At 73.4% G+C, this 25341-nt stretch carries 24 protein-coding genes; 18 read left to right on the top strand and 6 right to left on the bottom strand.

What is annotated here, in order from left to right; all coding sequences use genetic code 11:
- Positions 1 to 77 precede the first annotated feature (77 nt).
- The 11 genes from ACGFI2_RS02790 to ACGFI2_RS02740 all read left to right on the top strand — a co-directional run bounded on the left by ACGFI2_RS02790 (position 78) and on the right by ACGFI2_RS02740 (position 11537).
- The gene (locus ACGFI2_RS02790) at positions 78 to 1463 is read left to right on the top strand and encodes an FAD-binding oxidoreductase (protein ID WP_393509534.1); all 1386 of its coding nucleotides are present in this window, start codon (positions 78 to 80) and stop codon (positions 1461 to 1463) included.
- A complete protein-coding gene (locus tag ACGFI2_RS02785) occupies positions 1460 to 2803 on the top strand; it encodes a class I SAM-dependent methyltransferase (RefSeq protein ID WP_393509531.1) in 1344 nt (447 codons plus the stop codon). The genes ACGFI2_RS02790 and ACGFI2_RS02785 overlap by 4 nt, the downstream gene beginning before the upstream one ends.
- Positions 2804 to 2891: 88 nt before the next feature.
- Complete coding sequence (locus tag ACGFI2_RS02780; RefSeq protein WP_393509528.1) at positions 2892 to 3452, top strand: helix-turn-helix domain-containing protein; 561 nt, start codon at positions 2892 to 2894, stop codon at positions 3450 to 3452.
- The gene (locus ACGFI2_RS02775; RefSeq protein WP_393509525.1) at positions 3445 to 4272 is read left to right on the top strand and encodes an SRPBCC family protein; all 828 of its coding nucleotides are present in this window, start codon (positions 3445 to 3447) and stop codon (positions 4270 to 4272) included. The genes ACGFI2_RS02780 and ACGFI2_RS02775 overlap by 8 nt, the downstream gene beginning before the upstream one ends.
- A gap of 83 nt (positions 4273 to 4355) precedes the next feature.
- Positions 4356 to 4589, top strand: a complete 234-nt coding sequence (locus tag ACGFI2_RS02770) for a zinc-ribbon domain-containing protein (protein ID WP_393509522.1) — start codon at positions 4356 to 4358, stop codon at positions 4587 to 4589.
- Between the two features lie 2 nt (positions 4590 to 4591).
- Entirely contained in the window at positions 4592 to 4768 is a 177-nt protein-coding gene (locus ACGFI2_RS02765) for a hypothetical protein (RefSeq protein ID WP_393509519.1), read from the top strand.
- Between the two features lie 78 nt (positions 4769 to 4846).
- Complete coding sequence (locus ACGFI2_RS02760; protein WP_393509516.1) at positions 4847 to 5917, top strand: hypothetical protein; 1071 nt, start codon at positions 4847 to 4849, stop codon at positions 5915 to 5917.
- A gap of 139 nt (positions 5918 to 6056) precedes the next feature.
- Positions 6057 to 7529 carry a hypothetical protein gene (locus ACGFI2_RS02755; protein WP_393509513.1) on the top strand — a complete coding sequence of 491 codons (1473 nt, stop codon included), beginning with the start codon at positions 6057 to 6059 and terminating at the stop codon, positions 7527 to 7529.
- A 243-nt stretch (positions 7530 to 7772) separates the two neighbouring features.
- Positions 7773 to 9965, top strand: coding sequence for a putative bifunctional diguanylate cyclase/phosphodiesterase (locus tag ACGFI2_RS02750; protein WP_393509510.1), 2193 nt, complete (start codon positions 7773 to 7775; stop codon positions 9963 to 9965).
- Positions 9966 to 10092: 127 nt separating this feature from the next.
- A complete protein-coding gene (locus tag ACGFI2_RS02745; RefSeq protein WP_393509507.1) occupies positions 10093 to 10725 on the top strand; it encodes a hypothetical protein in 633 nt (210 codons plus the stop codon).
- Positions 10726 to 10778: 53 nt separating this feature from the next.
- Entirely contained in the window at positions 10779 to 11537 is a 759-nt protein-coding gene (locus tag ACGFI2_RS02740; RefSeq protein WP_393509504.1) for a MerR family transcriptional regulator, read from the top strand.
- Positions 11538 to 11660: 123 nt separating this feature from the next.
- Here ACGFI2_RS02740 and ACGFI2_RS02735 read toward each other — a convergent pair whose 3' ends face one another.
- Positions 11661 to 13202 carry a gluconokinase gene (locus ACGFI2_RS02735; RefSeq protein ID WP_393509501.1) on the bottom strand — a complete coding sequence of 514 codons (1542 nt, stop codon included), beginning with the start codon at positions 13200 to 13202 and terminating at the stop codon, positions 11661 to 11663.
- A 266-nt stretch (positions 13203 to 13468) separates the two neighbouring features.
- Here ACGFI2_RS02735 and ACGFI2_RS02730 point away from each other — a divergent pair, with 266 nt between their 5' ends.
- The 5 genes from ACGFI2_RS02730 (at position 13469) to ACGFI2_RS02710 (ending at position 18000) form a co-directional block, all read left to right on the top strand.
- Positions 13469 to 14623, top strand: coding sequence for a hypothetical protein (locus ACGFI2_RS02730; RefSeq protein ID WP_393509498.1), 1155 nt, complete (start codon positions 13469 to 13471; stop codon positions 14621 to 14623).
- A gap of 81 nt (positions 14624 to 14704) precedes the next feature.
- Positions 14705 to 15067 (top strand): type VII secretion target, encoded by a 363-nt coding sequence (locus tag ACGFI2_RS02725; protein ID WP_393509495.1) that lies wholly within the window; start codon positions 14705 to 14707, stop codon positions 15065 to 15067.
- On the top strand, positions 15064 to 16218 hold the full coding sequence (locus ACGFI2_RS02720; RefSeq protein WP_393509492.1) for a WXG100 family type VII secretion target: 1155 nt from the start codon (positions 15064 to 15066) through the stop codon (positions 16216 to 16218). The genes ACGFI2_RS02725 and ACGFI2_RS02720 overlap by 4 nt, the downstream gene beginning before the upstream one ends.
- Before the next feature lie 9 nt (positions 16219 to 16227).
- On the top strand, positions 16228 to 16572 hold the full coding sequence (locus ACGFI2_RS02715) for a hypothetical protein (RefSeq protein WP_393509489.1): 345 nt from the start codon (positions 16228 to 16230) through the stop codon (positions 16570 to 16572).
- A gap of 39 nt (positions 16573 to 16611) precedes the next feature.
- Entirely contained in the window at positions 16612 to 18000 is a 1389-nt protein-coding gene (locus ACGFI2_RS02710; RefSeq protein WP_393509486.1) for a phosphotransferase family protein, read from the top strand.
- Here ACGFI2_RS02710 and ACGFI2_RS02705 read toward each other — a convergent pair.
- On the bottom strand, positions 17997 to 18857 hold the full coding sequence (locus ACGFI2_RS02705) for a GyrI-like domain-containing protein (protein ID WP_393509483.1): 861 nt from the start codon (positions 18855 to 18857) through the stop codon (positions 17997 to 17999). The genes ACGFI2_RS02710 and ACGFI2_RS02705 overlap by 4 nt on opposite strands.
- A gap of 127 nt (positions 18858 to 18984) precedes the next feature.
- On the opposite strand from ACGFI2_RS02705, the gene yidD reads away from it, so the two are divergent.
- A complete protein-coding gene (yidD, locus tag ACGFI2_RS02700) occupies positions 18985 to 19365 on the top strand; it encodes a membrane protein insertion efficiency factor YidD (protein WP_393509480.1) in 381 nt (126 codons plus the stop codon).
- A gap of 458 nt (positions 19366 to 19823) precedes the next feature.
- On the opposite strand, the gene ACGFI2_RS02695 is transcribed toward yidD, so the two are convergent.
- Genes ACGFI2_RS02695 through ACGFI2_RS02685 form a run of 3 tightly spaced genes read right to left on the bottom strand, consistent with a single transcriptional unit; the run spans position 19824 to position 22038 of the window.
- Positions 19824 to 20558: a YqjF family protein gene (locus ACGFI2_RS02695; protein WP_393509477.1), complete on the bottom strand. Its 735-nt coding sequence runs from the start codon at positions 20556 to 20558 to the stop codon at positions 19824 to 19826.
- Between the two features lie 32 nt (positions 20559 to 20590).
- Positions 20591 to 20956, bottom strand: coding sequence for a VOC family protein (locus ACGFI2_RS02690; RefSeq protein WP_393509474.1), 366 nt, complete (start codon positions 20954 to 20956; stop codon positions 20591 to 20593).
- Between the two features lie 35 nt (positions 20957 to 20991).
- The gene (locus ACGFI2_RS02685) at positions 20992 to 22038 is read right to left on the bottom strand and encodes a hypothetical protein (protein WP_393509471.1); all 1047 of its coding nucleotides are present in this window, start codon (positions 22036 to 22038) and stop codon (positions 20992 to 20994) included.
- Between the two features lie 46 nt (positions 22039 to 22084).
- On the opposite strand from ACGFI2_RS02685, the gene ACGFI2_RS02680 reads away from it, so the two are divergent.
- Positions 22085 to 24244, top strand: coding sequence for an MMPL family transporter (locus ACGFI2_RS02680; protein ID WP_393509468.1), 2160 nt, complete (start codon positions 22085 to 22087; stop codon positions 24242 to 24244).
- A 7-nt stretch (positions 24245 to 24251) separates the two neighbouring features.
- Here ACGFI2_RS02680 and ACGFI2_RS02675 read toward each other — a convergent pair whose 3' ends face one another.
- Positions 24252 to 24980: a DivIVA domain-containing protein gene (locus tag ACGFI2_RS02675; RefSeq protein WP_393509465.1), complete on the bottom strand. Its 729-nt coding sequence runs from the start codon at positions 24978 to 24980 to the stop codon at positions 24252 to 24254.
- Between the last annotated feature and the right edge of the window lie 361 nt (positions 24981 to 25341).

Below are 25341 nucleotides of genomic sequence, written 5' to 3'. Positions count from 1 at the left end.
CACGCTATGCCGGCCGGTCGGCGGCAGGCCACCGTGGACATCCCACGAATTGTCGTACCCGGGCGTAAGGTGATCTCATGCGAGCTGTCCGTGAGCATGAACGGGCGGTGGACGCGCTCCGGCGGTCCTACGCCGCGGTGCCCGCCGGCGAAACCGTGCGGCTGGCCAAGCAGACCTCGAACCTCTTCCGCCCCCGTTCCGCGCCGCGGGCGCCGGGGCTGGACGTGAGCGGGCTGACCGGGGTGCTCGCCGTGGACGAGTCGGCCCGCACCGCCGACGTGCAGGGCATGTGCACCTACGAGGACCTGGTCGACGCGACGCTGCCGCACGGGCTGATGCCGCTTGTGGTGCCGCAGTTGCGCACGATCACGCTGGGTGGCGCGGTGACCGGGCTGGGCATCGAGTCCACCTCCTTCCGCAACGGCCTGCCGCACGAGTCGGTGCTCGAGATGGACATCCTCACCGGGGCGGGGGAGCTGGTCACCACCCGGCCCCAGGGTGAGCACGCCGACCTGCACCGGGCGTTCCCCAACTCGCTGGGCAGCCTCGGCTACGCCACCCGGCTGCGCATCGAGCTGCAACCGGTGGGCCGGCACGTGGCGCTGCGCAACATCCGGTTCACCCGGCTGGAGGAGCTGGTCGACGCGATCGGCGAGGTGGTCGACAAGGGCGCCTTCGCGGGTGAGCCGGTCGACGTCATGGACGGGGTGATGTTCAGTCCCGGCGAGTCCTACCTGGTGCTCGGCGCGTTCGCCGACGAGGCCGAGGGCCGCCCGTCCGACTACACCGGCCAGGAGATCTACTACCGCTCGCTGCGCCGCCGCACCCGTGACGTGCTGACCGGGTACGACTATCTCTGGCGGTGGGACACCGACTGGTTCTGGTGCTCGTCCGCGTTCGGGGTGCAGCATCCGGTCGTCCGGCGGCTCTGGCCGCAGCGTTACCGGCGCAGCGACGTCTATCACCGGATCGTGCGGCTGGAGCACCGGCACCAGGTGGCCGCCCGGGTCGACCGGTGGCGGGGCCGGCCGGCGCGCGAACGCGTGGTGCAGGACGTGGAGATCCCGCTGGACCGGACGCCCGAGTTCCTCCGCTGGTTCGCGGAGAGCGTGAAGATGAATCCGGTGTGGCTCTGCCCGTTGCGGCTGCGCGAGCCGGCCGGCCCGGGATCGGCCCGGGCGTGGCCGCTGTATCCGCTCCAACCGGGCGAGACGTATGTGAACATCGGCTTCTGGGGGAGCGTGCCGATCGCGGCCGGCACCGTCGACGGCGACGTCAACCGGCAGATCGAACACATGGTGTCGGAGTCGGGCGGGCACAAGTCGCTCTACTCCGACGCGTACTACGACCGGGCCGCGTTCGACCGGCTCTACGGCGGGGAGACCTGGCGTGCCGTGAAGGAGCGCTACGACCCGGATCACCGACTCACCGGACTGTACGAGAAGGCGGTATCCCGAGCATGAGTCTGACCGACCGAACACCGGGGGCGGCGAGCGCCTCCGCCGGTCCGCCGGCGGGCGGCCGGCGCACCGGACCCACCGTGGCGGACGTGATCCGCGCGGTCACCACCGGCGACCTGCCCGTCCGGGTCACCGGATACGACGGCAGCGCGGTGGGCCCGGCCGACGCCGGGATCACCTTGTCGATCCACACCGAGCGGGGCCTGTCCTACCTGCTCACCGCGCCGGGCGACCTGGGCATGGCCCGGGCCTACGTCAGCGGCGACCTCGGGCTGGACGGCGTGCACCCGGGCGACCCGTACGAGGCGTTGCGGGTGCTCAAGGACGAGATGCCGCTGCGGATGCCGCCGGTCGCCGACGCGTTGGCCCTGGTCAAGGCGCTGGGCTGGGAGCGGCTGCGACCGCCGCCGCCCCCGCCGCAGGAGGCGGCGCCGCGCTGGCGGCGGGTGATGACCGGGCTGCGCCACTCGAAGGTCCGGGACAGCAGCGCGATCTCCCACCACTACGACGTGTCGAACGCCTTCTACGAGAAGGTGCTCGGCCCGTCCATGACGTACACCTGCGCGGTCTTCCACAGCCCCGGCGACACGCTGGAGGAGGCGCAGCGGGCCAAGTACGACCTGGTCGCCGGCAAGCTGGCGCTCAGGCCGGGGATGCGGCTGCTGGACGTGGGCTGCGGCTGGGGCGGCATGGTCCGGCACGCGGCCCGGGAGTACGGCGTGAAGGCGCTGGGCGTGACGCTGTCCCGGGCGCAGGCCGAGTGGGCCCAGGCCGCGATCGAGCGGGACGGGCTGGGTGACCTGGCCGAGGTGCGGCACCTCGACTACCGGGACGCGCCGCGCGAGCAGTTCGACGTGATCTCCTCGATCGGGCTGACCGAGCACGTCGGGGTGCGCAACTACCCGGCCTACTTCGGCGCGCTGCGGTCCCGGCTCAAGCCGGGTGGACGGCTGCTCAACCACTGCATCACCCGCGCCGACAACCGGGCGCCGCACCGCTCCGGCGCGTTCATCGACAGGTACGTCTTCCCGGACGGCGAGCTGACCGGCCCGGGGCGGCTGATCAGCGAGATCCACGACGCCGGGTTCGAGGTGCACCACGAGGAGAACCTGCGTCAGCACTACGCGCTGACGCTTGCCGGCTGGTGCCGCAACCTGGTCGACAACTGGGATTTCTGCGTCGACGAGGTCGGCGCGGGCACCGCCCGGGTGTGGGGCCTCTACATGGCCGGCTCCCGGATGGCGTTCGAGCGCAACGGCATCCAGCTGCACCAGGTGGTGGCCACGCAGAACGGCCCGCAGGGGGTCAACGGTTACCCGTTGCGTCCCGACTGGATGCCCTGACCCGTACCGACGAGAGGCCGCGCCGTCCGCGCGGCCTCTCGTCGTTCCTATTGACAAAGAAGTTTTGTACGTACAAACTGATTTTGCCATGAGAGACGTCCTGTACCTGGAAGAGCGCGAGCAGGCCGAAGCCCTGCTCAAGCCGCAGCGCATCGAGGTGCTGCGGCAACTCGCCGAGGCCCGCACCTGCACCGAGGTCGCCGCCCGGCTGGAACAGACGCCGCAGCGCGTCTACTACCACGTCAAGCAACTGGTCGCGGCCGGCCTGGCCGAGCAGGTCGCCGACCGACGGGTGCGCGGCATCACCGAAGGCATCTACCAGGCCGTCGCCCGGTCCTACTGGCTCTCCCCGCGGCTGGTCGGCCGCATCGGCGGGGGGCGCCGGGCGCGCGACGAGCTGAGCCTGGGCTACCTGCTCGACCTGATGGAGGAGGTCCAGGCCGACATCGCCGCGCTGGACCGCGCCGCCCCCGAACTGCCCTCGATCGGGGTGTCCGGCGAGATCCGGGTGCCCGCCGAGCGGCGCCAGGAGTTCCTGCACGACCTGCAGTCGACGCTGCGGGACCTGTTCACCCGCTACGGCGGCGCCGAGGGAGACGCCTTCAAACTCGCCGTGGCCTGCTACCCGAAAGGTGACAACCATGAGTGAGCCGCTGATCGTCCGCGCCCGCCTCGCCGCCGGAGTGGCGGACGTGCGCCGAGCCCTGACCGACCCGGCCGAGCTGCGCGTGTGGCTGGCCGAACACGCCGAGGTCGACCTGCCCCGGCGGTACGAGTTCTGGGGCCGCTTCACGCCCGAGGGCGACGCGCCGCACCAGCGGCTGCTGCACGCCGACGACAAGACGCTGCGCTTCGCCTGGACGCTCGACGGGGTGGAGACCACGACCGAGTTCGAGTTGGCGCCCGACGGCGACGCCACCCTCCTCACGCTGCGGCAGAGCCACTTCTCCTTCGAGGAGGCGATGAGCGGCAGCACCATCCGGGGCGTGCTCCAGACGTACTGGGCGCTGTCCGTCGCCAACCTCAACGCCCACCTGGAGGGGCGGCCGCTGCTGCCGCGCACCGACTTCACCTCGGCCGACCTGCGCGGCGAGCTGCTGATCGACGCCCCGATGGACGAGGTGTGGACCTCGCTGACCGACTCGGAGCAGGCCAGCGCCTGGTTCGGCTACCCGATCGGGATCGAGCCCTGGGCGGGCGGCCGTTACGCGATGGGCGGCTTCGACGCCGGCTACGCGGCCAAGGTGCTCGACGTGACGCCGGGGCGGGCCCTCTCCGTCGACTGGGGGCCCACCGGCGTGAGCACCTGGGAGCTGGCCGAGTCCGCCGGCCGCACGAAGCTGACGTTCGTGCAGTCCGGTTTCGACGAGGGCAACCCCCCGTACGCGGCCTGGACCGGCACCGTGGCGGGCCTGGCCGAACTGCGCCGCTTCCACGAGGTCCCCGACTGGCAGCCCATCTGGCGCTGAAGTAAGGAGGGGCCCCCTGTTAACGCATTCGGTATGGGAGGGGGCCCCGCTTAACACGTGCCTCGGGTGGGTAATGGCGGGCGATGTTCTTCATCTTCGGGCTGCGGACCAAGGTCGACCGGTCCGGCGTCGTCAACCAGGTCTGCCGCCACTGCGGGAACCACGCCGCGCAGGTGATCACCCGGCGGGTCACGAAGTTCAGCCTCTTCTTCGTCCCGCTGATCCCGATACGCACCCGCTACGCGCAGCAGTGCACGTTCTGCGGCGCCCAGTACGACATCTCCCGCACCGAGGCCGAGCGCCTCCCGGTCGGCTGACCGTGACCCGCTTCCTCTGCTGGCTGATCGGGCGGCAGCCGGTCATCCCGCCCGCCGTACCGGTGCACACCGCCGCCCGCCCACCGTGCACGCCCGGCCGCCGGCACCGCCGCCGCAGCCGGCCGGTGGCGGGCGCGCTGTCCCCCCGCTCCCCGTGGAACCGCTCCGCCGGCCGCTGACCCGGCCGGGTGGGTGTTGAGCGGGGCACCCTCCTCTACCGGAGGCGTTAACCGGGGGCCCCTCCTTACACTTCACGGGTGGAAGATCGGCTGGGGGAGATTCGGGGTGGGGGGCCGCCGAAGCGGCACAACGCCCGCACCGTCGCGGCGCTGACCGGCAACCCCGGTTGCACCCGGCGCGCCGTGCTGGACAGCGCCGGCGCGGACAAGCCGGCGCTGGCCGAGCGGTTGGGCTTCCCTGCCCGGTTCGGCCGGTCCCGGTTCGCCATCACCCGGGGCAACGCGTTCGAGGCGCAGCTCAAGGCGGACGGCGGGGTGGAGCTGCTGCGCCTGGTGGCGGAGCGGCTCGGCGTACCGGTGCCGGCCGGCGCGACCTGGACGGATCTGGGTGGCGACGACGACCGGCCGGAGCGGTCCCGCGCGGCGTTGACCGCGCGCGGCGACGGCCCGGCCCTCTTCGACCATCCGCTGCTCGGGCTGGACGTGGCCGGCCGGCGGGTGCACCTGGAGCCGGACCTGGTCGCCGCCCGGCTCGCCGGCCGGTTCCACGTCGTGGAGATCAAGTCGTTCCCGGTGATCGACGGGCAGGCCGATCCGGCGAAGGTGGCCGCCGCCGCGATCCAGTCCGCCGTCTACGTGCTGGCGTTACGCGAGCTGCTCGCCGCCGAGGGGCGCGACCCCGAGCTGGTGTCGCACGAGGTGGTGCTGATCTGTCCGCGTGACTTCGGCAACCGGCCGGTGGCCAGCCTGCTGGACGTCCGCAAGCAGTTGCTGGTGCTGCGCCGCCAGTTGGCCCGGATGGCCCGCGTCGACGACCTGCTGGCGACCGTGCCGGCCGGCTTCACCGCCGATCCGACCGCCGATCCGGCGGCGCTGGCCGCCGCGCTGCGCCAGGTGCCGGCCCGCTACGCCCCGGACTGCCTGGCGGTCTGCGAGCTGGCCCACTTCTGCCGGCACGAGGCGCGCGGCCACACCGGAGCGCTGGGCCGGCCGGTCCGGGAGGCGCTCGGCGGCATCGTCGAGGTGGCGGACGTGCTGGCGCTCGCCGAGGGCGGGCGCGCCCCCGAGCCGGACCAGGCGGAGGCCGCCGCGCTGCTGCGGGCCGCCGCGCGCCTGCGCGCCGACGCCCTCACCGGAGGCCCCGCATGAGTACGCCCCGAAGCGCGCGCCGGGGCGGCTGTGCTCGCCCCGTGGCGGCCGGACCGGCGGCCGGTGGTCCTTGCGCCCGCGCGGGGCGAATGGTGTGCGTTCGCCGGCCAGGCCCTCGACGTCGGGTCGGAGGGCTGCGGTGAGCACGCTGCGCGCGCTGGCCCGGGCGCAGGCGGTCGCCGCCGGTCGGGCCCAGCCGGTGGCCACGGTCCGGCACCTGCACCTGTCGGACCGGCCGTTGGTGCTGGTGCCGCTGGCCCTCGCGGGTGAGGCGAACGCCCCGCTGGCCGCCCTGGTCGGCGCCGCGCCGGACGAGGCCCGGCTGCTGGTGGTGCCGCAGCCGCGCAACCGGGACCAGCGGTTCGCATTCGCCGCCGAGCTGGCCGGCGTGCTGCTGCCGTACCTGGACTCGTTCCGCGGGGTGACCGAGGCGGTGGCGGTGGACCGGGGCCGCGACGTCCGCCACCGGTACACCGACGCGCCGCAACTGCTGGTGCCGAACCCGGCCGGGATCACCTTCCTGCGGCTGTTCGGCCGGTCCACCCGGTTCCGCCGGCCGGACGGCGACCATCCGGTGCACCCGTCGGTGCCGCTGCTGGGCCGCTGGTTGACGTTCTTCGCCGAGCGCGCCGAGCAGCCCGGCTCGGCGGCGCTGCTGGCGCTCACCGACGCGCTGACGCTGCACTGGGCGACCGGGCAGAGCGCGGTGGAGGATCTGCACCTGCCGGCGGTGCTGGGTTGGCTCGACCCGCCGCCGGGGTGGACCGGGGCCGAGGCGGCGGCCCGGGCCGAGGACCCGGCGTTCGTCCCGCCGGCCGGTCCGGCCACCGACCCGGACTTCGACAACCATCGGCTCGCCCCGGCGATCGAGGCGTACGCCGGCGCCGAGGGCGACCCGGCCGCCCGCGCGGTCGCGTACGACGAGCTTTGCGGGCTGCTGCGTGACCAGCTCACGCCGACCTGGGAGCTGATGTGGCGCGGTGTCGGGCTGCTGCGGGCGTTGCCGCCCGGCGCGCGGGTCGCCGGCCGGTGGGCCGGTGACCGGGACGCGTTCACCGGGTACGCCGAGCATGTGGACGCCGGTGGCGGTCCGCAGCCGCGCCGCGACGGCGCGGTGGCGGCGGCGTCGCGGTTGCAGCGGCTGGAGCGGGCGCTGACCGCGTGGGCGGTGCAGCGGGCGTACGACGATCCGTTGGTGATGGCCGAGCATCGGCTGGCCGGGGAGGCGTTCGTGGGCGAGGTGACACTTGCCGACCCGAAGCGGGTGGACGACTCCGGGAAGCGGCCGGTGCTGCGGCCCCGGATCCAGGTGGTGACCACCGAGCCGGTGCCGATGCCGGTGGGCGCGACGCTGTACTCGCCGGCCCGGCCGGGGCAGAAGGCGACTGTGGTGTTCGTGACCCCGGGCGCCGACGGCAAGACCGAGGTGGTGCTGGAGCTGGCCGGCGGGATGGGGCGGGGGTTGACCGCGCCGGCGGGCAGTGTGCCGGAGGTGGGGGAGCGGATCTGCCTGACCGGCCTGTCGGACGGGTTCCGGCCGGGTGGCGCGTTCCCGGCGCCGGAGGAGACACCGTGGACGCACGGCGGCCCGCCGGAGCAGCACGAGGAGTAGCCGGCGAGGCGGTCCGGTGACCGACAGCGCACGAGTCTGGCGGCGAATCCCTGCGCTGACTAGGCTTGCGCCGTTCGTCGTCCGCCGTCCGGTCCTCGTCGCCGAGGGCGCACGTCTGGAAGAGAGCCGGAGCGCATCGTTGTCCCCCAGTACGACGTGAGCCTCGCCGTCGCGGCGCCGGCCCGTCACCCGCCCGCCGGCCGTGTCGGACTCGTCGCGGCCGCCGTCGTCGTATTCGGGGAGATGGTCTGGCTCGTCGCCGCGCTGCCCGGGGCGGCCCTGGTCAGCGATCTGGGCGCGATGGCGTTGTCGGGTTGGGCGGCGGTGCTCTGCGTCGGCGCGGCCCGCCGGCACCCGCTCGTGCTGCGGCGGTTCTGGGGGCTGCTCGCGATCACCATGGTCCTCGCCGCGCTCGGGCGTACGGTGTGGACGGTCGAGCGTCTCGGCGGGATCGACCTGCCGCACACGCCGCTGGTCGGCGCGCTCTTCGCCGCCGGCATCGTCACCGGCACCGCCGCGCTGCTCTGCTCCCGGGCCGGCCCGCGCAGCCTGGTCGGGCAGGCCCGCACGCTGCTCGACGGCGTGATCGTCGCGCTGGCCCTGATCCCGGTCGGCTGGGTGGTGGTGTTCCGCGACCTCGCCGACGCCGACCTGGCCGACCCGCTGCGCACGCTCGGGCTGCTCTACCCGATGTTCGACCTGATGCAGCTCACCATCCTGGTGGCGGTCGCCGGGCCGGGCCGGCAGATGTGGCGGGCGCTCACCGTGATCGGCGCCGGCCTGGCGATCCGGGCCGGCGCCGACGCGGTCTACGTCTCCCTCGTCGCGCACGGCAACTACGCCCCGGGGCACCCGGCCGACGTCTGCTGGCCGCTGAGCTACCTGCTGGTCGGTCTCGCCACCCGCTACCCGCCGCCGGGCGGTGCGGGCGGGGAGGACGACTCCGGTGAGTCGCCGCTGCCGCCGTGGTGGCGGGTCGCTCTGCCGTACCTGCCGGTGGGCGGCGCGATCGTCGCGGTGATGCTGTCCAGGCGGCCCACCGGGCAGACCCCGCACCTGGTCTTCGTCGGCATGATGGCGCTGCTCGGGGTGCTCGCGCTGCGTCAGGGGCTGGCCGCCAACGAGAACCTGCGGCTGGTTGCCCGGCTGCGCCGGCTCGCCTACTCCGACCAGCTCACCGGCCTGCCCAACCGGCTGACCTTCATCCGGCGGCTGCGCCGCGCGCTGCGCGAGGGCGGGCCGGTCGCCGTGGTGCTGCTCGACCTGGACGGCTTCAAGCAGGTCAACGACCGGTTCGGGCACGCCGCCGGGGACCGCCTGCTCACCACCACCGCGGAGCGCATGCGGGACGCGATCGGCCCGGACGGGATGATCGCGCGGCTCGGCGGCGACGAGTTCGCGGTGCTGGTCGCCGGGGACCGCCCGGTGCCGCCCGAGCGGCTCGCGATCCGGCTGCTCGCCGCGCTCGAACCGCTGCCCGGCGAGGAGGACCTCGGCGTCCACCCGTCGGCCAGCATCGGCATCGCCGAGTACGGCCCGCAGCACAGCTCGCACACCGACCTGCTCCGCGACGCCGACATCGCCATGTACGCGGCCAAGGCGGCCGGCAAGTCCGCGTGGCGCACCTGCACGCCGGAGTTGCGCGAGTCGGCGGTCAGCCGGGCCGAACTGATCGCCGACCTGCGCCGGGCGGTCGACGAGGGTCAGTTGCTGATGGAGTTCCAGCCCATCGTCGACCTGGCCACCGGCACGGTACGCAGCGCGGAGGCGCTGGTCCGCTGGCGACATCCCCGCCTCGGCGTGCTCACCCCGGCGAGGTTCCTGCCGCTGGCCGAGGAGACCGGGCTGATCCTGGGCATCGACCGGTGGGTCATCCACGAGGCGTGCCGGGCGGCGGCCACCTGGCGGGAGCACGCCCCCGACGTCACCGTGGCGGTCAACATCGCCGCCGCCCACCTGCGCCGGCCCGACCTGATCGCCACCGTCACCGGGGCGGTCGGCGCGGCCGGCCTGCCGCCCCGCGCGCTCACCCTGGAACTCACCGAGTCGGCGCTCATCGAGGGCAGCGAGACGGTGCTCGACCGGCTGACCCAGCTCCGCGACCTCGGGGTCCGCATCGCCATCGACGACTTCGGCACCGGCTACTCGTCGTTGAGCTACCTGCACCGGATCCCGGCCACCGAGCTGAAGATCGACCGATCCTTCGTGGCCCGCCTCGACGCCGACGACGCGCGGGCGTACGCCACGGTGGAGATGGTCAACCGGCTGGCCGGCGCGTTCGACCTGGCCGTGGTGGCCGAGGGCGTGGAGACCGGCAGCCAGCACGCGGCGGTGACCGCGATCGGCTGCCTGCACGGCCAGGGCTGGCGCTACGGCCGCCCGGTCGCCCTGCCCGCGCTGCTCCACGCGCTCACCCCGGTCGACGCGGCCCGCTGACCGGCCCGGCCGGCACCGGGCCGAAGGCCCCGGACAGGACAGGGGGTTCGACCCTCCTGGCGGGTGCCCCGGCCGTCCATGATGATATTGGCAAACAACGGAGACACCACTGATACAGGAGCCTGACATGAAGCGACGGACACTCGACCTGCTGTTCAGCATCGGTGGGCTGGGGCTCGCGGTCCTGCTGCTCGTCGTCGGCGTCGTCCTGACGACGAACGCCAACTTCGCCAACAACTACGTGCACGACCAGCTCGCCGCCCAGCACATCAGCTTCACCCCCGCCGACAAGCTGAGCGACGGGGAGAAGAAGTCGGACTGCCTGCGCGAGTACGCCGGCCAGCCGCTCACCACCGGCAAGCAGGCCGAGTGCTACGCAAATGAGTACATCGGCCTGCACCTCCAGGCCATCGGCGGCGGCAAGACGTACGCCGACCTGGGCGCGCCGCAGACCGCGCTGCGCGAGCAGGTGGCCCAGGCCGAGCAGGCCAAGGCCGCGAACCTGGCCGACCTGCAGAAGCAGCTCGCCGACGTCAGCGCCCAGCGGGAGACCGTGTTCAAGGGCGAGACGCTGCGCGGCCTGCTGCTCACCTCGTACGGGTTCAGCGAGTTCGGTCGCAAGGCCGAGCAGGGCGCCCTGGCCATGTACCTCGGCGCGGCGCTGCTCCTGCTGCTGTCGGCCGCCGGCCTGGTGCACGCGGTGCGTACCCCGGCGAACGCGGCCTTCGCCGCTCCCGAGCAGGAGAGAATCACCAACTGACTTGACCCTCACGCTGCGGGAGGCGGGAGCCTGGTCGCGGAAGGGAGGGAACCATGGCGTACACGGTGGGGCAGGTGGCGCGTGCGGCCCGGGTGACGGTCCGCACGCTTCACCACTACGACGAGATCGGGCTGTTACGGCCGAGCGGGCGCACGCCGGCGGGCTACCGCCGCTACGACGACGCGGACCTGGACCGCCTGCAGCTCATCCGTTACTACCGCGAGCTGGGGTTCCCGCTGGACGAGATCGCCGAGATCCTGGACGACCCGGCCGCCGAACCGGTGGCGCACCTGAGCCGGCAGCACGAGCTGCTGTCCGGGCGGATCGGCAAGCTCCGGGAGATGGTGGCGGCGATCGAGCACGCGATGGAGGCGAGGAAGTTGGGGATTCGGTTGACGCCGGAGGAGCGGTTCGAGGTGTTCGGGGACTTCGACCCGGACGAGCACGCCGAGGAGGTCGAGCAGCGCTGGGGCGGCACCGAGGCGTACCGGCAGTCGCAGGAGCGGGCCAGCCGTTACTCGAAGGAGGACTGGCTGCGCAACAAGGAGGTGAACGAGGACTGGGGCCGGCGGTTCGCCGCGCTGATGGACTCGGGCGCGCCGGCCGACGGGCCGGAGGCGATGGCGCTGGCCGAGGAGCACCGGCAGCTCATCACCGAGTGGTGGTACGACTGCCCCGTGGAACTCCACACCGGGCTGGCCGACATGTACGTGGCCGACCCACGGTTCACCGAGTACTTCGAGACGATCCGGCCCGGCATGGCGGCCTATCTGAACGAGGCGATCCACGCCAACGCGATCAGCCGGGCCTGACCCGGCGTCGCGGCGCCGCTCGGGTTCGGCGTGCCCGGGTCGAGTTGGGTGTCGCCGGCGTTCGTGAGTGGTTCCGCCGGAGCGGCGAGCAGTGTTACCACGGCTATCACGACCTCTGGTCAATCATCGGGGAGGGGCGATCGGTGGTGGCTCCGGCGGCAGGCTCGGGGCCAGCCGTCGCAGCGACGCGAACGTGGGCACGAGCGCGTCGTACAGCTCGGAGAAGAGTGGGAGCAGGGCCGCGTAGGTGGCGGCGGAGGCGGGATCGGGCCGGACCGTCTCCTCGATCCGGACCAGGTCGGCGGCGACCTCGACCGACTCGATCAGGCCGAGCGCCTGCATGCCGAGCAGCGCGGCGCCGAAACCGGACCCCTCGTGCCCGGCCGGGAAGCGCACCGGCATGCCCAGCGCGTCGGCGAGGATCTGCCGCCACAGCGGGCTGCGGGCGAAGCCACCGCTGGCGCGGACCTCGCGTACCTCGTTGCCGGCCGCGCGGACCGACGCCAGGACCAGCGCGAGCTGCTGGCAGACCCCCTCCAGCGCGGCCCGCACCAGGTGGGCGCGGCCGTGGCCGTGGGTCAACCCGATGTACGCGCCGCGGGGCAACGCGCTCCAGTGCGGCGCCCGCTCGCTGAGCAGGTACGGCAGCATGATCAGCCCGCCGGAGCCGACCGGCGCCTGCGCGGCCAGGCCGAGCAGCTCCTCCTCGGCGTCCTCGCCCAGCTCCGGGGCGAGCGCGTCGTGGGCCCACTGGAGCACGATCCCGCCGTTGTTGATCGCGCCGCCGACCACCCACCGGTCCTCGGTCAACGCATAGCAGAAGACACCGCCCAGCGGGTCCACGCCGGGGCGTTCCACCATCACCCGCATCGCGCCGCTGGTGCCGATCGAACAGGCGACCACGCCGGGGCGTACCGCGCCGAGGCCGAGGTTGGCCAGCGGGCCGTCGCCGGCGCCCACCACCAGCGGGGTGTCCGCCGGCAGGCCGGTGGCCCGGGCCGCGTCGGCGGTCAGCCCGGGCAGGACGTGCGTGGTGGGGACGAGCTGGGGGAGCTGCTCCTCGGTGATGCCGGCGACGCGCAGCGCCTCGGTGTCCCAGGCCAGCTTGTGGATGTTCATCAGGCCGGTGGCCGAGGCGACCGAGTGGTCGGTGACCAGCGCCTCGGCCAGCCGCCGCAGGACGAGGTCCTTGATGCCGACCCAGTGCGAGACCCGCTCGTGCAGCTTCGGTTCCTGCTCGGCGAACCAGACCAGCTTGGGCAGCGGCGCCATCGGGTGCACCGGGGTGCCGGTGCGCCGGTGCAGGGCCAGCCCGGACGGCGCGGCCCGCAGGCGCTCGGCCTGCGCGCTGGCCCGGGAGTCGGCCCAGGTGATCGACGGGGTGAGCGGGTTGCCGTCGGCGTCCAGCCCGATCAAACTGTGCATGGCGGTGCTGAAGGACAGGCCGGCGACCGGCCTGCGCAGCTCGTCGACGACCGCGCGGATCACCCCGAGCACGGCCTGGTAGATGAGGTCCGGGTCCTGCTCCGCCCAGCCCGGGTTCGGCTCCTCGATCGGGTAGCCGATCGAGTGGCTGGCCAGCTGCCGGCCGTCGGTGTCGAACGCGACCGCCTTGCTGCTGGTGGTGCCGATGTCCACGCCCACCACCACGGCCGGGTCGCCCACCGGTGCACCTCCGCTCTCCTCACCGGGTGCGTACGCCCCGAACTGCGGGCTGACGTTACCGACGAGTCCTGCGGCCCGCATGGCGAAGCGACGCGACCCGAACCGGGCCAGCACCGAACGTGAACCGACGCACGAGATTCCGCCGATTGCGACCGTCAATCAGCCAATCGGTCTAATTGGTGACTTTCGCGTGTCTTCGTACCCCTGCCCCGCCGTTGTTCACGGTGACACCCCGATTGGTGGGCTCGCGCGGCGGAGGAGTCGGCGTGGCGATGACTGATTCGACGGGTTCCACATGGCGTTACCGGTGGGCGCACCGGCAGAACGAACGGCGGCAGCGCGCGTTCCGCGCGGCCGACGAGGCGTGGCGACGCCGCGACGACGAGCTGCGCCGCCTGCGTACCCTCGCGGTTTCCTTCCACGGGTCGGTCCGGGCCGGCGTGGGCCTGCCGATGGAGCTGGCCCCCGGCGAGGTGGTCTTCTGGACGCTGCCCGCCGCGCAACTGGTCGAGGTGCGGCACACCGCGGTGCTGCCGGCCCCCGACCTGACCGTCGACCCGGACCCGCCGGCGCTGCGCCCGCGCCGCCCGGAAGGGGTCAGGGTCGTCGACGCCGGGCTCGCCGTGCTCACCAACCGGCGCCTCGTGCTGCTCGGCGGGCGCGGCCGGCGCGACTGGACGTACGGCAGAATGACCGGACTGTCCCACGACCCGGCGGCGCCGGTCACCCTGATCCAGGTGCTGGACCGGCGGCGTACCTCGGGTCTGCTGCTGCCCACCGGCGCGGCGGCCGACTTCCGGTTCACGCTCACGCTGGCCTTCGCCGACGCGATCGAGCAGCGCGCCGCCGTCGTCGCCGAGCTGGACGAGCTGCTCGCCGAACACGCCGAGCTGCGCCCGCAACGCCCGGCGGTGCTCACCCCGGCCCAGGCCCGGCCCTCCGCGCGCGTGCCCGGAGGCCGGCGGACCGTCGCGGTCGGCGCGGCGCTCGCGCTGGCCGTGCCGGCGATGCTCGTCGAGTCCAACCCACCGACCCGGGCCGGGTCGGAACGTGCCGCCGCCGCCACCCCGGCGGCCACCGCCACACCCGCGCCGCCGGGTGTCGCCCCCGCCGTCCAGGTCCGGCCCGGCACCAGCCCGGAGCCGCGCCGCACCCGGCCCGCGCCGCGCGGCGCCGACCCGCAGCCGACCGTCGAGCGCCGCTGCGGCGCCCCGCCGAACCCCTTCGGGTACGACTTCTGCGGCGGCGACCGGATCCGCAAGCCGGCCGTCGGGGTCTGCGACTGGTTCGAGTGCGTACCCGGGTTCTGGTCCGGCCGGGGCTGGCTGGTGCAGTGCCGCGACGGCGCGGTCAGCCGCTCCGGCGGGCAGCGCGACGTGTGCGCCGGTCACCAGGGGCTGCGCCGCAGCGTCGGGCGCTGACCCGGCCGCCGGCCCGTTCGCCGGCAAGGGGGGTGACCTGCGGGGACGGCCCGGCTCGACCAACGCTGCTAGCCTGCGTTCATGGGTGGACGGTCGTCGATGGCCGCCACCCGGCGGGGAGGGCCGATGGCCGGCGACGGAATCCACGTGGAGCCCGAGGACCTGACCACCCATGCCCACCATGTCGAACGGATCGCCGGTGAGCTGACGACGGCGAAGCAGGCCGGCGAGGCCACGGAGCCCGGCATCGACGCCTACGGGAAACTGTGCCTGAGCGTGCCGGTGCTGCTCGGAGAGTTGCAGGGCATGGTGGTCGACGGCATGGCGGCGGCGGCCGAATCCGTGCACGGAACCGCCGACCGGCTGCGGGAGACCGCTGCCAGCTACCGGCGCAACGAGGAGTTGACGGCGGCCCGGCTCGACGGCATCCGGCGCGGGCTGTGACCACCAATCCGCTCGTCGCCCCGGCGGTCGACACCCCGGCGGATCCCTGGGCGGGAGTCTGGATCGCCGAGGACATCGAGCTGATCAATCGAGGCATCACCGACGGCAGTTGGATCGACGGGACGCTCGGTGTCGTCGGCGCCGGCCTCGACGCGCTGGCACTGATCTCCGACCCGGTCGGCGTGCTCCTCCAGTACGGCGTGGCCTGGATCATCGAACACGTCCGGCCGCTGAGTGAGGCCCTGGACTGGCTTGCCGGCGACCCGGCGCAGATCGCGGCGAACGCGCAGACCTGGCGCAACGTCGCGGGCTCACTGCGGGACAGCGTCGCCGAACTGGCCCGGGCGGTGGCCGCCGACGTCGCCGACTGGGGAGGCACGGCCGGCCCGGCCTACCGCGCCTGGGCGACCCGACAGCAGAACGCGATCGACGGTCTCGCCCGGGCCGCCGACACGATGGCGCTGATCACCGAGGGCGCCGGCTTCCTCATCGCCGCGGTCCGCCTGCTGGTCCGTGACGCGATCGCCACCCTGGTGTCGCGGCTCGTCGTCTACGCGGTCGAGGAGCTCGCCTCCCTCGGCTTCGCCACGCCACTGGTGGTGGAGCAGGTGACCACGCTTGTCGCCTCCTGGGCGGCCAAGATCGCCCGCTGGCTGCGCGCGCTCCTCGACAGCATCCGTCACCTGATGCCGGTCATCCGGCGGCTCGGCGAACTGATCACCGAATTGAAGCGGATCCTGAAGAGCTTGCGTGGCAAGCCGCCGGAGCTGTTGCGCGAGGGCGACGGCATCGCCCGCAACGGGCGGAAGATCCTCATGAACATGGACAACGTACGAGCCGTCGCGGCGAAGTACGGCATCGACATCGACGGAGTCAATCTCACCATCGACAAGGTCCGCGTCGGCGGTGGGCCGGGCAAGGAGTTCTACGGGGTCACCACCGCCGACGGCCGGATCATCCTCTGCCGCGACGCCTTCCGGAGCGAGGAACAGCTCGCCCGTACGCTCGCCCATGAGAGGTTCCACCTCGACGAGGTGCGGAGTGGGATGCCGGTGCCCCGCAGCCGCAAGGCGCTCGACGAGTGGGAGAAGCGGGCCTATGCGTACGAGAATCAGTGGTGGGAACAGCACAAGCACCTGTTCGGCGGGTAGGGGATGTCGATGACGGCGATGACCGAGGGCCAGCGCGTCTGGGAGGCCTGGCTGGCCGCGTACAACCGGATCCGCGACGCCGCCCCGAAGTCCGTCGAGGTGACGTGTCCGAGCTGTGGCAGGGGCCGGGTCCACGTGTCGTGGACCGGCGACCCGGTGACCCGGATCGGCTACGCCGTGGTCTGGTGCGACGCCTGCGAGAAGGGCATCTACCTGTCGCGGGTCGGCGTGCCCGACGGGGTGGAGATGTTCACCTTCGACACCCCGGAGGAGGTCCGGGACGCGGCTGTCCCGGATGTCGAACTCATTCCGCCGGACCCGTTCGTCGACGAGTCCGATCCGGCCGACGCATAATCGCTCGCCGTCGTCGCCCGCCGGGGCTAGCGTCCGGCCGTGTCCCGCACCGTGACCCTGGTCCTGGTCGACGCCGCCGGCCGGCCGCTCGGCGCGCTGCCCCCGTTCGAGGTGCCGGATCCGTGGTGGCAGCAGGTCGCCTCCGTCGTCGACGGCGCCCGCCACCGGTACGGCGTCGACGTGGCGGTGCTGCGGCTGCTCGACGCCGACCGCCCGCACCCACCCGGCGGCCACGTGCGCTACCTGGCCCAGCTCACCGGCGCGCCCGCCGGGCAAGGGGCGCCGGACGGCCTCGCGGGCGGCGTACCCCTGGAACCGGCAACCGTGGACCTCGCGCCGCACCCGCTGCGCCAGCCGTGGGCGCAGCCGGGCGGCCCGGCCCGCAGCGTGGCCTGGGCCACCGCCGAGCTGCGCCGCCTCGGCCGCCCGGTGACCGCGGTGGCGCAGCAGCGCACCTGGAACCTCTCCGCGATCTGGCGCCTGGACACCCCGCGGGGCCCCGCCTGGCTGAAGCAGCTCCCCGCCTTCGCCCACCACGAACCCACCGTCCTGGCCTGGCTGTCCCGCCCCACCCCGCCGGCCGTCCCCGCCCGCCCCGCCGTCTCCGCTCACCTCGCCGTCTCCGCTCACCTCGCCGTCTCCGCTCACCTCGCCGTCCCCGCTCACCTCGTTGATCAAGGGGTTTGTGTCCGCGTCGATCTCTCTGGTGACCAGAACTCCTTGATCACCGAGGCCGGTGCGGGGGCGGAGGCGGGAGTCGGGGGTGGGCCGGTGGTGCTGGCGGCGGACGGGGAGGGGCGGATGCTGCTGGAGCACGTGCCGGGGGAGGACCGGTATGGGGCCGGGGAGGCGGAACGAGCGGTGATCATGGCGGAACACCATGCGCGGCAACGGCACGGCCTCGGGGCGGCGGATCGGCTGGTCGCGGCGGGCGTACCCGATCTTCGAGGGCTGCGGCTGGCGGAGTGGATCCGGGCGCGGCTGGCCGGGCACGACGTGTCGGTCGCCGCCCGGCTGCTCGACGGGCTCGACGAGCGGCTGCGGCGGGTCCGCGACTGCGGGCTTCCCGACACGCTCGTGCACGGCGACCTGCACCCCGGCAACGTGCGCGGCGACGGCACCTGCCCGGTGGTCATCGACTGGGCGGACGCGTTCGTCGGCCACCCCGCGTTCGACGTCCTGCGCCTCACCGAGGGCCTCGACGCACCCACCGCAGCCCGGTTCGTCGACGCGTGGGCCGACCGGTGGCGGGCCGACCCGCCCGGCTGCGACCCGCGCCGGGCGGTCGACCTGCTCCGGCCGGTCGCGCCGCTGCGGCTGGCCGCCGTGTACGCGATGTTCCTCGCCGGCATCGAGCCGAGCGAGCACCCCTACCACGCACACGACGTGCCGGCCGCGCTGGCGCAGGCCGCCGCCGCGGGATCCTAGGCCCGGCGTACCGGGATCCACAGCTCCGCGTCGGCGGTGTCGCCGCCCTCGGCGATCCGCACCTGGGAGATCTCCGGCCCGGGCCGGATCTCGTACGGGTTCGACGGGAACCACTGGGTGAACACGTCCCGCCACAGGTACTGCAACGCCTGCGGGAACGCGCCGGAGCTGCGGAAGACGGCCCAGTCGCCGGCCTCCACCGGCAGGCTGTCCAGACCCTCCGGCACCTCGGCGCCGGTCACCACGCCGTGCCAGTAGTCCAGCTCGGTGCCCTCCGCGCGGGAACCGGCCAGGTCGTCGCTGACGTTGACGATGCCGTGCGGGTCCTGGTCGGACAGCGCCTCGATGCGGCGTACGGACTCCGGGTCCACGCTCTTGAGGAACGCCACGATGTGCGGGTTCATCCCCTCGTGGACCAGCGGCACCCGGGCCTTCAGCCCGACGAGTCGGAATGCCTCCTTGGTCACGATGCGGTAGTCCATGCTGGTGCTCCCTTCGACGACGAGCCGGAAGGACATCCGGGGCTGGGACCGCAGCACCGACCCGGCGCGCCGCGCCTCGGCTGGGCCGACGCCGTGCACGGCCCGGAACGCGCGGGCGAACGCCTCGTTCGAGCCGTACCCCCAGCGGACCGCCACGTCGAGCAGCGACTCCCGGTCGGCGAGCACATCGGCGGCGGCCAGGGTGAGCCGGCGGCGGCGCACGTACTCCGACAGCGGCATCCCGGCCAGCGCCGAGAACAGCCGCCGGAAATGGTGCTCCGACACGCAGGCGACCCGGGCCAGCGCGGCCACGTCGAGCGGCTGGTCGAGCCGCTGTTCGAGGTGGTCCATGGCCTGGTTGAGCCGATTTAGCACCCGATGCTCCTTCCTGATTACGCCCTCGACGCTAGAGTGCCGTCCGCGCGCCGACCCGACCTCACCGGACCCGTTCCGGTCGGCTGCCGCCCCGCTGCGGCTGGCGGGGATGTCGCATCATGGCGTCGTGATCGACTGGAAGCGGCGCCACAAGAAAAAGAAGAAGCATCGGGACTGGTGCGACTGCGACTGCGACCTGTTCGACTGTGACGGCCCGGGCTGCTGCGACCTCGGGCTCTTCTCCACGCTGCTCACCCTCGGCGCGGTGACCGCCGGCATCGCGCGGACGCCGGTCCTGGACCGGGCCGGGCGGGCCGCCATCCTCGGCTACCGGCGTTGGCTGTCGCACCGCTGGCCGGGGACCTGCCGCTACACGCCGACGTGCAGCGCGTACGGGCTGGCCGCGGTGGAACGTCACGGACTGGCGGTGGGCGGCCGGATGGCCGCCGAGCGGGTACGCCGATGCCGTCCCGACGTCCCGCGCGGCACCCACGACCCGCTGCCTTGACCAGCTCCGCTCTCCGCCCGGGCTGGCCGGGTCGGCCCCGCCTCCGCCCACCTGGCCGGTCGGTCGGCCCCGCCTCCGCCCATCTGGCCGGTCGGTCGGCCTCGCCCTCCGCCCGGGCTGGCCGGGTCGGTTCCGCCAGCTCGGGGAGGTGGCGGTGTCCCGGTGCGGTTGATCCAGCCACTTCGGCGAGCTGGTGTCGATCATGGCTGGTCGGGCCGGTTGGGCCGGTCAGGTCGGCCGCCCGGGCTGGCCGGGTCGGTTCCGCCACCTCGGGGAGGTGGCGGTGTCCCGGTGCGGTTGATCCAGCCACTTCGGCGAGCTGGTGTCGATCATGGCCGGTCGAGCCGGTCGAGCCGGTTGGGCCGGTTGGGCCGGTTGGGCCGGCTGGTCGGGCTGGGCTGGGTCGGGCTGGGCCTGGCTGGTCGGGCTGGGCTGGGTCGGGCTGGGCTGGGTGGGGGTCAGGGGAGCGGGGTGGGGCCGCCGAAGACGACCGGGACGCCGGGGGAGTACAGCACGCTTACCGGTGGGCCGTCCGGCGCGGGCAGGCCGGCGGCGGTGACCAGCTCGTCGTCCAGGTGCAGCAGCTCGGCGCGGTGCAGCGGCCACCGCGGATGCCAGTTCGCCAGGTGCCGGGTGCGCCCGTACGCCCGGGTGTGCAGGCCCCAGCGCGCGGTGAGGAAGTGCTCCAGGGGCGTCGGCTCGGCGATCGGCGCGCCGACGCGGACGGTCATCCGGCTGCTCGCGCCGGCCGGGCCGGGCCAGCGTCGGCGGCAGCGGTAGGTGAGCGTGTCGCCGGCACGGTCCAGCCGCATCGCCGACCACTTGTAGGGCAGGCGCAGGCTGAGCTGGGCGACCAGGACCGGCGCCAGCCGGGACGCGTCAAGCGAACGGAAGACCACCGCTCGCCGGCCGGCGCGGTCGACCGAGTAGAGCCGCACGTTGGTCTCCCAGAACGTGCCGAACCACGGGATGCCCGGCCCTCGGCCGAACCCCAGCCGGACCATCCGAAAACCGATCAGCCCGACGTAGGTGAGCCCGTCGATCGTGTCGGGCCGGGTGCCGGCCGGCAGCAGCGGCGCGACCCGCTCCGGCGGGACCGCCCAGTGCAGGAACGTCAGGTCGTGCCAACGCTGCGCCAGCCAGGCCCGGCGGATGGCGCGGACGGGCGCGTGCTCGACCGGCTCGATCTCCACCCGTCCATCCTGCCTCCCGCCGGGCCGGCGGGTCACTCCGGCCGGTGGCAGACCGCCTCGACGTTGTTGCCGTCGGGGTCGCGGACGAACGCGCCGTAGTAGCCAGCGTGGTATTCCGGCCACACCTTCGGGGCGTGCAGCACCTCGGCACCGGCCGCCACCGCCGCGTCGTGGAACGCCCGCACGGCGGCCCGGTCGGGCGCGGTGAACGCGATGTGCACCGGCGCCGGGACGGAGTCGGCCGGCGCGGGCTCGACCCAGAAGTCGGGCGCGTCGACGCCGTAGCCGATCGGGCCGGGCTCCATGATCCGCCGCCCGCCCAGCGGGGCGAGCACCGTGTCGTAGAAGGCGCCGCTGGCCTTCAGGTCACGCACCGCTACGGAGAAGTGGTCGAGCACGTCGCCTCCCTGAGATCGCCGATGACCGCGCCAGCCTATGAGCCGGCTGTGACACTTCCCGGCCCGTCGACCTCGCCCCGGCCCGCGACCCCGGCCTCCTCCAGGTGCCCGGGCGCGTCCGCGACCGACCGTCCGCCCGCCCGGCGGGCAGCGCGACGCCGCCGGGCGGTCTGCACCGCGATGAGCAGGCCGGGCAGCGCGCCGAACAGCCAGATCACGCCCACCGGCCAGCGGATGAGCGCGCCCACCGCGCCCCGCACCCGCGGCTCGTCACCCAGCACGTAGGACGCCTCCGGATCCGACGACCGGCAGCTCAACGCCCACCCGCCAGCGGCCGGCAACCGCACCGACGCGACCCAGGCGTACGTCACGGCGTCGCCGCCGTAACCGCCGGGCGGCACCGAGACCGGATCGGCCGCCCGGACCGTCGCGCCGGGGCCGCTGAGCCGGCAGTCCGGGGCCGCCGGGGCATCACCCACCCCGAAGATCGCGTACGCCCCGGGCGCCGGCACCGTGACCCGCCCGGCCGACGTCGCGTAGGGGCCCGTTCCGCCGTACTCCCTGGGGTTCTCCCCGACGGTGCTGCCCTCGGCGCCGAGCCGGACCGCGGACTGCGCCAGCAACGCCCCGAACACGACGGCGAGGCAGCCGACCAGATAGCCGCGCCGCGACGCCGGGCCGCCCCGGTGGGCGAGGCGCGCGCCGGCGGCGTACCCGATCAGGGCACCGACCACCGCGAGCGCCAGGCCGGCGAGCAGCGCCCGCCCCCAGCGGGCCTCGCCGGCCAGCGGTGCCACCCACCGGAAGAAGGCCAGCGACGCGCCCAGCAGCACGGCGGTGACAAGCGTGGACGCGGCCACCGCGAGCGCGACGCCGGCGGGCCCTCGGCGTCGGGGCTGACCGGCCGCGACCACGGCGGCCAGCAGGGGCGCGGCGAGCACGGGCCACCGCAGCGCGGGGGCGACCGTCGGGTCCTCCTCCCAGCGGTGGGTCCACTCGAAGAACAGCAGCGGGGCCGGCACGGTCGCCAGCAGCCACGTCGCCAGCACCTCTGCGCGTGCCGTCCGAAAAGGATTGGTCACCGACGGTAGGATACGCGGTGACACAGTCGAGCACACGGGGGAAACGATGTTCGAGCGACTGGGCAGGTTCGTCGTCGGCAAGGCCTGGTGGGTGATCGGCGGCTGGATCCTCGCCGCGGTCGCCATCGTGTTCACCAGCCCGTCGCTGAGCGACATCACCTCCGCCGACCAGGAGAGCTTCCTGCCGCACTCCTACGAGTCGGTGCAGGCCACCGAGCTGGCCACCAAGGCGTTCCCGCAGGCGGCGACCGCCACCGCCACCATCGTGGTCAAGCGCGGCGACGGCAAGCCGCTCACCCCGGCCGACGAGGCGCGCGTCGGGCAGCTCGCCCAGGCGCTCAAGGGGAGGAACATCACCCAGACGTCCGGCTACCTCACCGGCCCGCAGGCCGTCGCGCCGGACAAGTCGGTGCAGATCATCTCCGTCGGCCTCGACGCCGAGACGCCGGACGACCCGAAACTGCTCGACGCCGTACGCGACCTGCGCACCGGCCTCGGCGCGGACCTGGCCGGCAGCGGCCTGACCGCCGGGGTGGCCGGCGACGTGGCCAGCTTCGTCGACAACGAGGACACGTTCAACTCGGCGTTCGCGATCGTCGGCGTCGCCACCATCATCCTCATCATCGGACTGATCCTGATCATCTTCCGCAGCCCGATCGCCGCGCTGCTGCCGGTCGTGGTGATCAGCGTGGTCATGACCGTCACCACCGGGCTGGTCGCCGCCGCCGGCAAGGCGTTCGACCTCAACGTCAGCCAGGACCTCCAGACCATCCTGCTGATCGTGCTGTTCGGCATCGGCACCGACTACATCCTGTTCCTGCTGTTCCGCTACCGCGAACGGCTGCGCGCCGGCGACGACAAGCGCACCGCGATGATCGTCACGGTGCAGCGGGTCGGCGAGGTCATCACGTCCGCCGCCGGCGCGGTCATCGTCGCGTTCCTGGTGCTGCTGCTCGCCTCGCTCGGCTTCTTCGGCTCGCTCGGCCCGGCGCTCGCCATCGCCGTGGGCGTCATGCTGATCACCTCGCTGACCCTGATCCCGGCCATCGTGTCGCTGCTCGGCCGGTGGGTGTTCTGGCCGTCGAAGGCGTGGCAGCGTACGCCGAAGGCGAGCCTGTCCCGGCGGCTCGGCGCCGTCGTCGGCCGCCGGCCCGCTCTGGTGGCCGCGGCCTCCGGCGCGCTGCTCGTCGCGCTCGCCGCCGGGGTGCTCGGCTACAAGGCCGACTACGACTTCAGCGCCGGCTTCCCGCAGGACACCGAGTCGGCGCGCGCCGCCAAGGACCTCCAGCGCGGCTTCGCGGCCGGCGCGCTCGCGCCCACGGAGGTCTACCTGACCACCGGCAACGGCACCGCGCTCACCGACCAGCAGGTCAACGACTTCGCCGCCGCGTCGGCGAGCGCACCAGGCGTGGCCCGGGTGCAGCCGGCCGAACGCAGCAGCACCGACCCGAGCGTCGCCCGGGTCAACCTGCTGCTCGACGAGAACCCGGTCTCCAACGAGGCGATCACCCTGGTCCGCGACGACCTGCGGGACGCGCTGCACGCCAAGGCCCCACAGGGTACGAAGGCACTGGTCGGCGGCCCGACCGCGATCTTCGCCGACATCAACTCGGCGAACAACCGGGACCTGTCGGTGATCCTGCCGGTGGCCGCCGGCCTGATCGCGCTCATCCTGGGGCTGCTGCTGCGCAGCCTCGTCGCGCCGATCTACCTGGTGATCGCCGTGCTGCTCAACTTCGCCGCCACGCTCGGCGCCACCGTCTACCTGTTCCAGGGGCTCCAGGGCAAGCCGGGCGTCACGTTCCAGCTCCCGATCATCCTCTACCTGTTCGTGGTGGCGATCGGCACCGACTACAACATCCTGATGATCGCCCGACTACGCGAGGAGGCCCGCGAGGGCCACGAACCGCACCAGGCCGCCGCGATCGGGGTGGAACACGCCGGGCCGACGGTGGCCGCGGCCGGGCTGATCCTGGCCGGCACGTTCGGGGTGCTGATGCTCGCGCCGATCTCGTTCCTCCAGCAGATGGGGTTCGCGGTGGCGATCGGGATCGTGCTGTCCGCGTTCGTGATGTCGATGTTCTTCGTGCCGGCGTTGACCGGGTTGATCGGGCACAAGGCGTGGTGGCCGGGGCACGGGGACGAGCGGCGTAATGGTGGGGGACGGCACGCGGCGCCGGAGGCGGTCAGCGCGGCCGAGGTCTGAGCGGAAGCTAGCCAGCGTCCTTCGGGTCGTCCTCCCACCGTGCCAAGGCCGCGCACAGGTCGTCGAGGAACGCGTCGACCTGTGCGCGGTCGTATCCGCGCGCGGCAACCGGCAGCTTCTCCCTGCCCTGCTGGATCTCCGCCATCGCGCCGAGACGCGGCAGCATCGTGGTCGAGACCAGCCCCTCCTGGCCCTTCCGGACAAGGGCATCGACGACCGCCCGGTCGTATCCACGCAGTCCCACCGCGAAGTCCGGTGACGCGAAGCGCTGCCGGACGACCTGCCGGTAGTCGGTGAAACGGTTGCCGGCGAAGCGGGCGATTGCCTCCGCCACCACGTCCGGCGATTCCCGGACCTCGTCGAGTTCGAGCAGGACCAGGCAGGGGCGGTCGTCCAACGGGCTCCGGTGGGTCAGCGGGAGATCGAGAGAGGACCAGATGGCCGGTATCAGCAGCAGCACCGCGGACGGGTTCTTGTCGCCGGTGAGAACCGGAGCCGGCTGGTCGAGGATCAGACAGTCGATCTCCGTCCACGGCAACAGACGGTCGATCTTCGGGTCGGACTGTCGCACGGTCAGTCCATCGGCGCCGATGTGGAACCGGAACGGCCGCAGGCTCAGATAAGTGAGCCAGCCGCCGAGCAGCAAGCTGGGCACGCCGAGGGCCAGGTTCCCGACCACACGGAAGGTGCTGTTCCAGCGGACGCACACCAGCATGAACGCGCCGAAGGCCAGCATTGTGATGCCACCGGCGATGAGGAGACGGCTCCGGCGAAGCTCCATCGTCAAGCCCCCGAGTCCCGAGATTCCTGACCGGGATTGTGGCAGCCGGGCGCAAGCCACGATGGCGGCAGGAAACCGTTTTCGGCCGTCCTTCGTCCGAGCGGACTCCGACACATGTCGAAACGGACCGCGATCGTGCCAGCTCGGTCAGTGAATTGCTGACGACCGAGGACTCCCGCTCACGGGACTCCGACCGGTAGGGTCCAAAGACCGTCATGGGGAGGTCGGTTGTGATGTACGTGTTGTCGCGGCACATGTCGCAAACGAGTCGAATCTGTGGATGCTCCCGGCTTCGCCGGACTGACCGCTCGGCTCC

It is taken from the genome of Micromonospora sp. NPDC049282, from assembly GCF_043197045.1.
GTDB lineage: Bacteria > Actinomycetota > Actinomycetes > Mycobacteriales > Micromonosporaceae > Micromonospora.
This window is presented reverse-complemented; position numbering and strand designations above follow the sequence as displayed.

Bases quoted from the DNA above. Each gene is read 5' to 3' on its own strand.
- ACGFI2_RS02715 (WP_393509489.1), top strand. From the start codon at position 16,228: ATGACGGCGATGACCGAGGGCCAGCGCGTCTGGGAGGCCTGGCTGGCC.
- ACGFI2_RS02745 (WP_393509507.1), top strand. From the start codon at position 10,093: ATGAAGCGACGGACACTCGACCTGCTGTTCAGCATCGGTGGGCTGGGG.
- ACGFI2_RS02785 (WP_393509531.1), top strand. From the start codon at position 1,460: ATGAGTCTGACCGACCGAACACCGGGGGCGGCGAGCGCCTCCGCCGGT.
- ACGFI2_RS02740 (WP_393509504.1), top strand. From the start codon at position 10,779: ATGGCGTACACGGTGGGGCAGGTGGCGCGTGCGGCCCGGGTGACGGTC.
- ACGFI2_RS02770 (WP_393509522.1), top strand. From the start codon at position 4,356: ATGTTCTTCATCTTCGGGCTGCGGACCAAGGTCGACCGGTCCGGCGTC.
- ACGFI2_RS02775 (WP_393509525.1), top strand. From the start codon at position 3,445: ATGAGTGAGCCGCTGATCGTCCGCGCCCGCCTCGCCGCCGGAGTGGCG.
- ACGFI2_RS02680 (WP_393509468.1), top strand. From the start codon at position 22,085: ATGTTCGAGCGACTGGGCAGGTTCGTCGTCGGCAAGGCCTGGTGGGTG.
- ACGFI2_RS02725 (WP_393509495.1), top strand. From the start codon at position 14,705: ATGGGTGGACGGTCGTCGATGGCCGCCACCCGGCGGGGAGGGCCGATG.
- ACGFI2_RS02675 (WP_393509465.1), bottom strand. From the start codon at position 24,980: ATGCTGGCCTTCGGCGCGTTCATGCTGGTGTGCGTCCGCTGGAACAGC.
- ACGFI2_RS02780 (WP_393509528.1), top strand. From the start codon at position 2,892: ATGAGAGACGTCCTGTACCTGGAAGAGCGCGAGCAGGCCGAAGCCCTG.
- ACGFI2_RS02750 (WP_393509510.1), top strand. From the start codon at position 7,773: ATGGTCTGGCTCGTCGCCGCGCTGCCCGGGGCGGCCCTGGTCAGCGAT.
- ACGFI2_RS02790 (WP_393509534.1), top strand. From the start codon at position 78: ATGCGAGCTGTCCGTGAGCATGAACGGGCGGTGGACGCGCTCCGGCGG.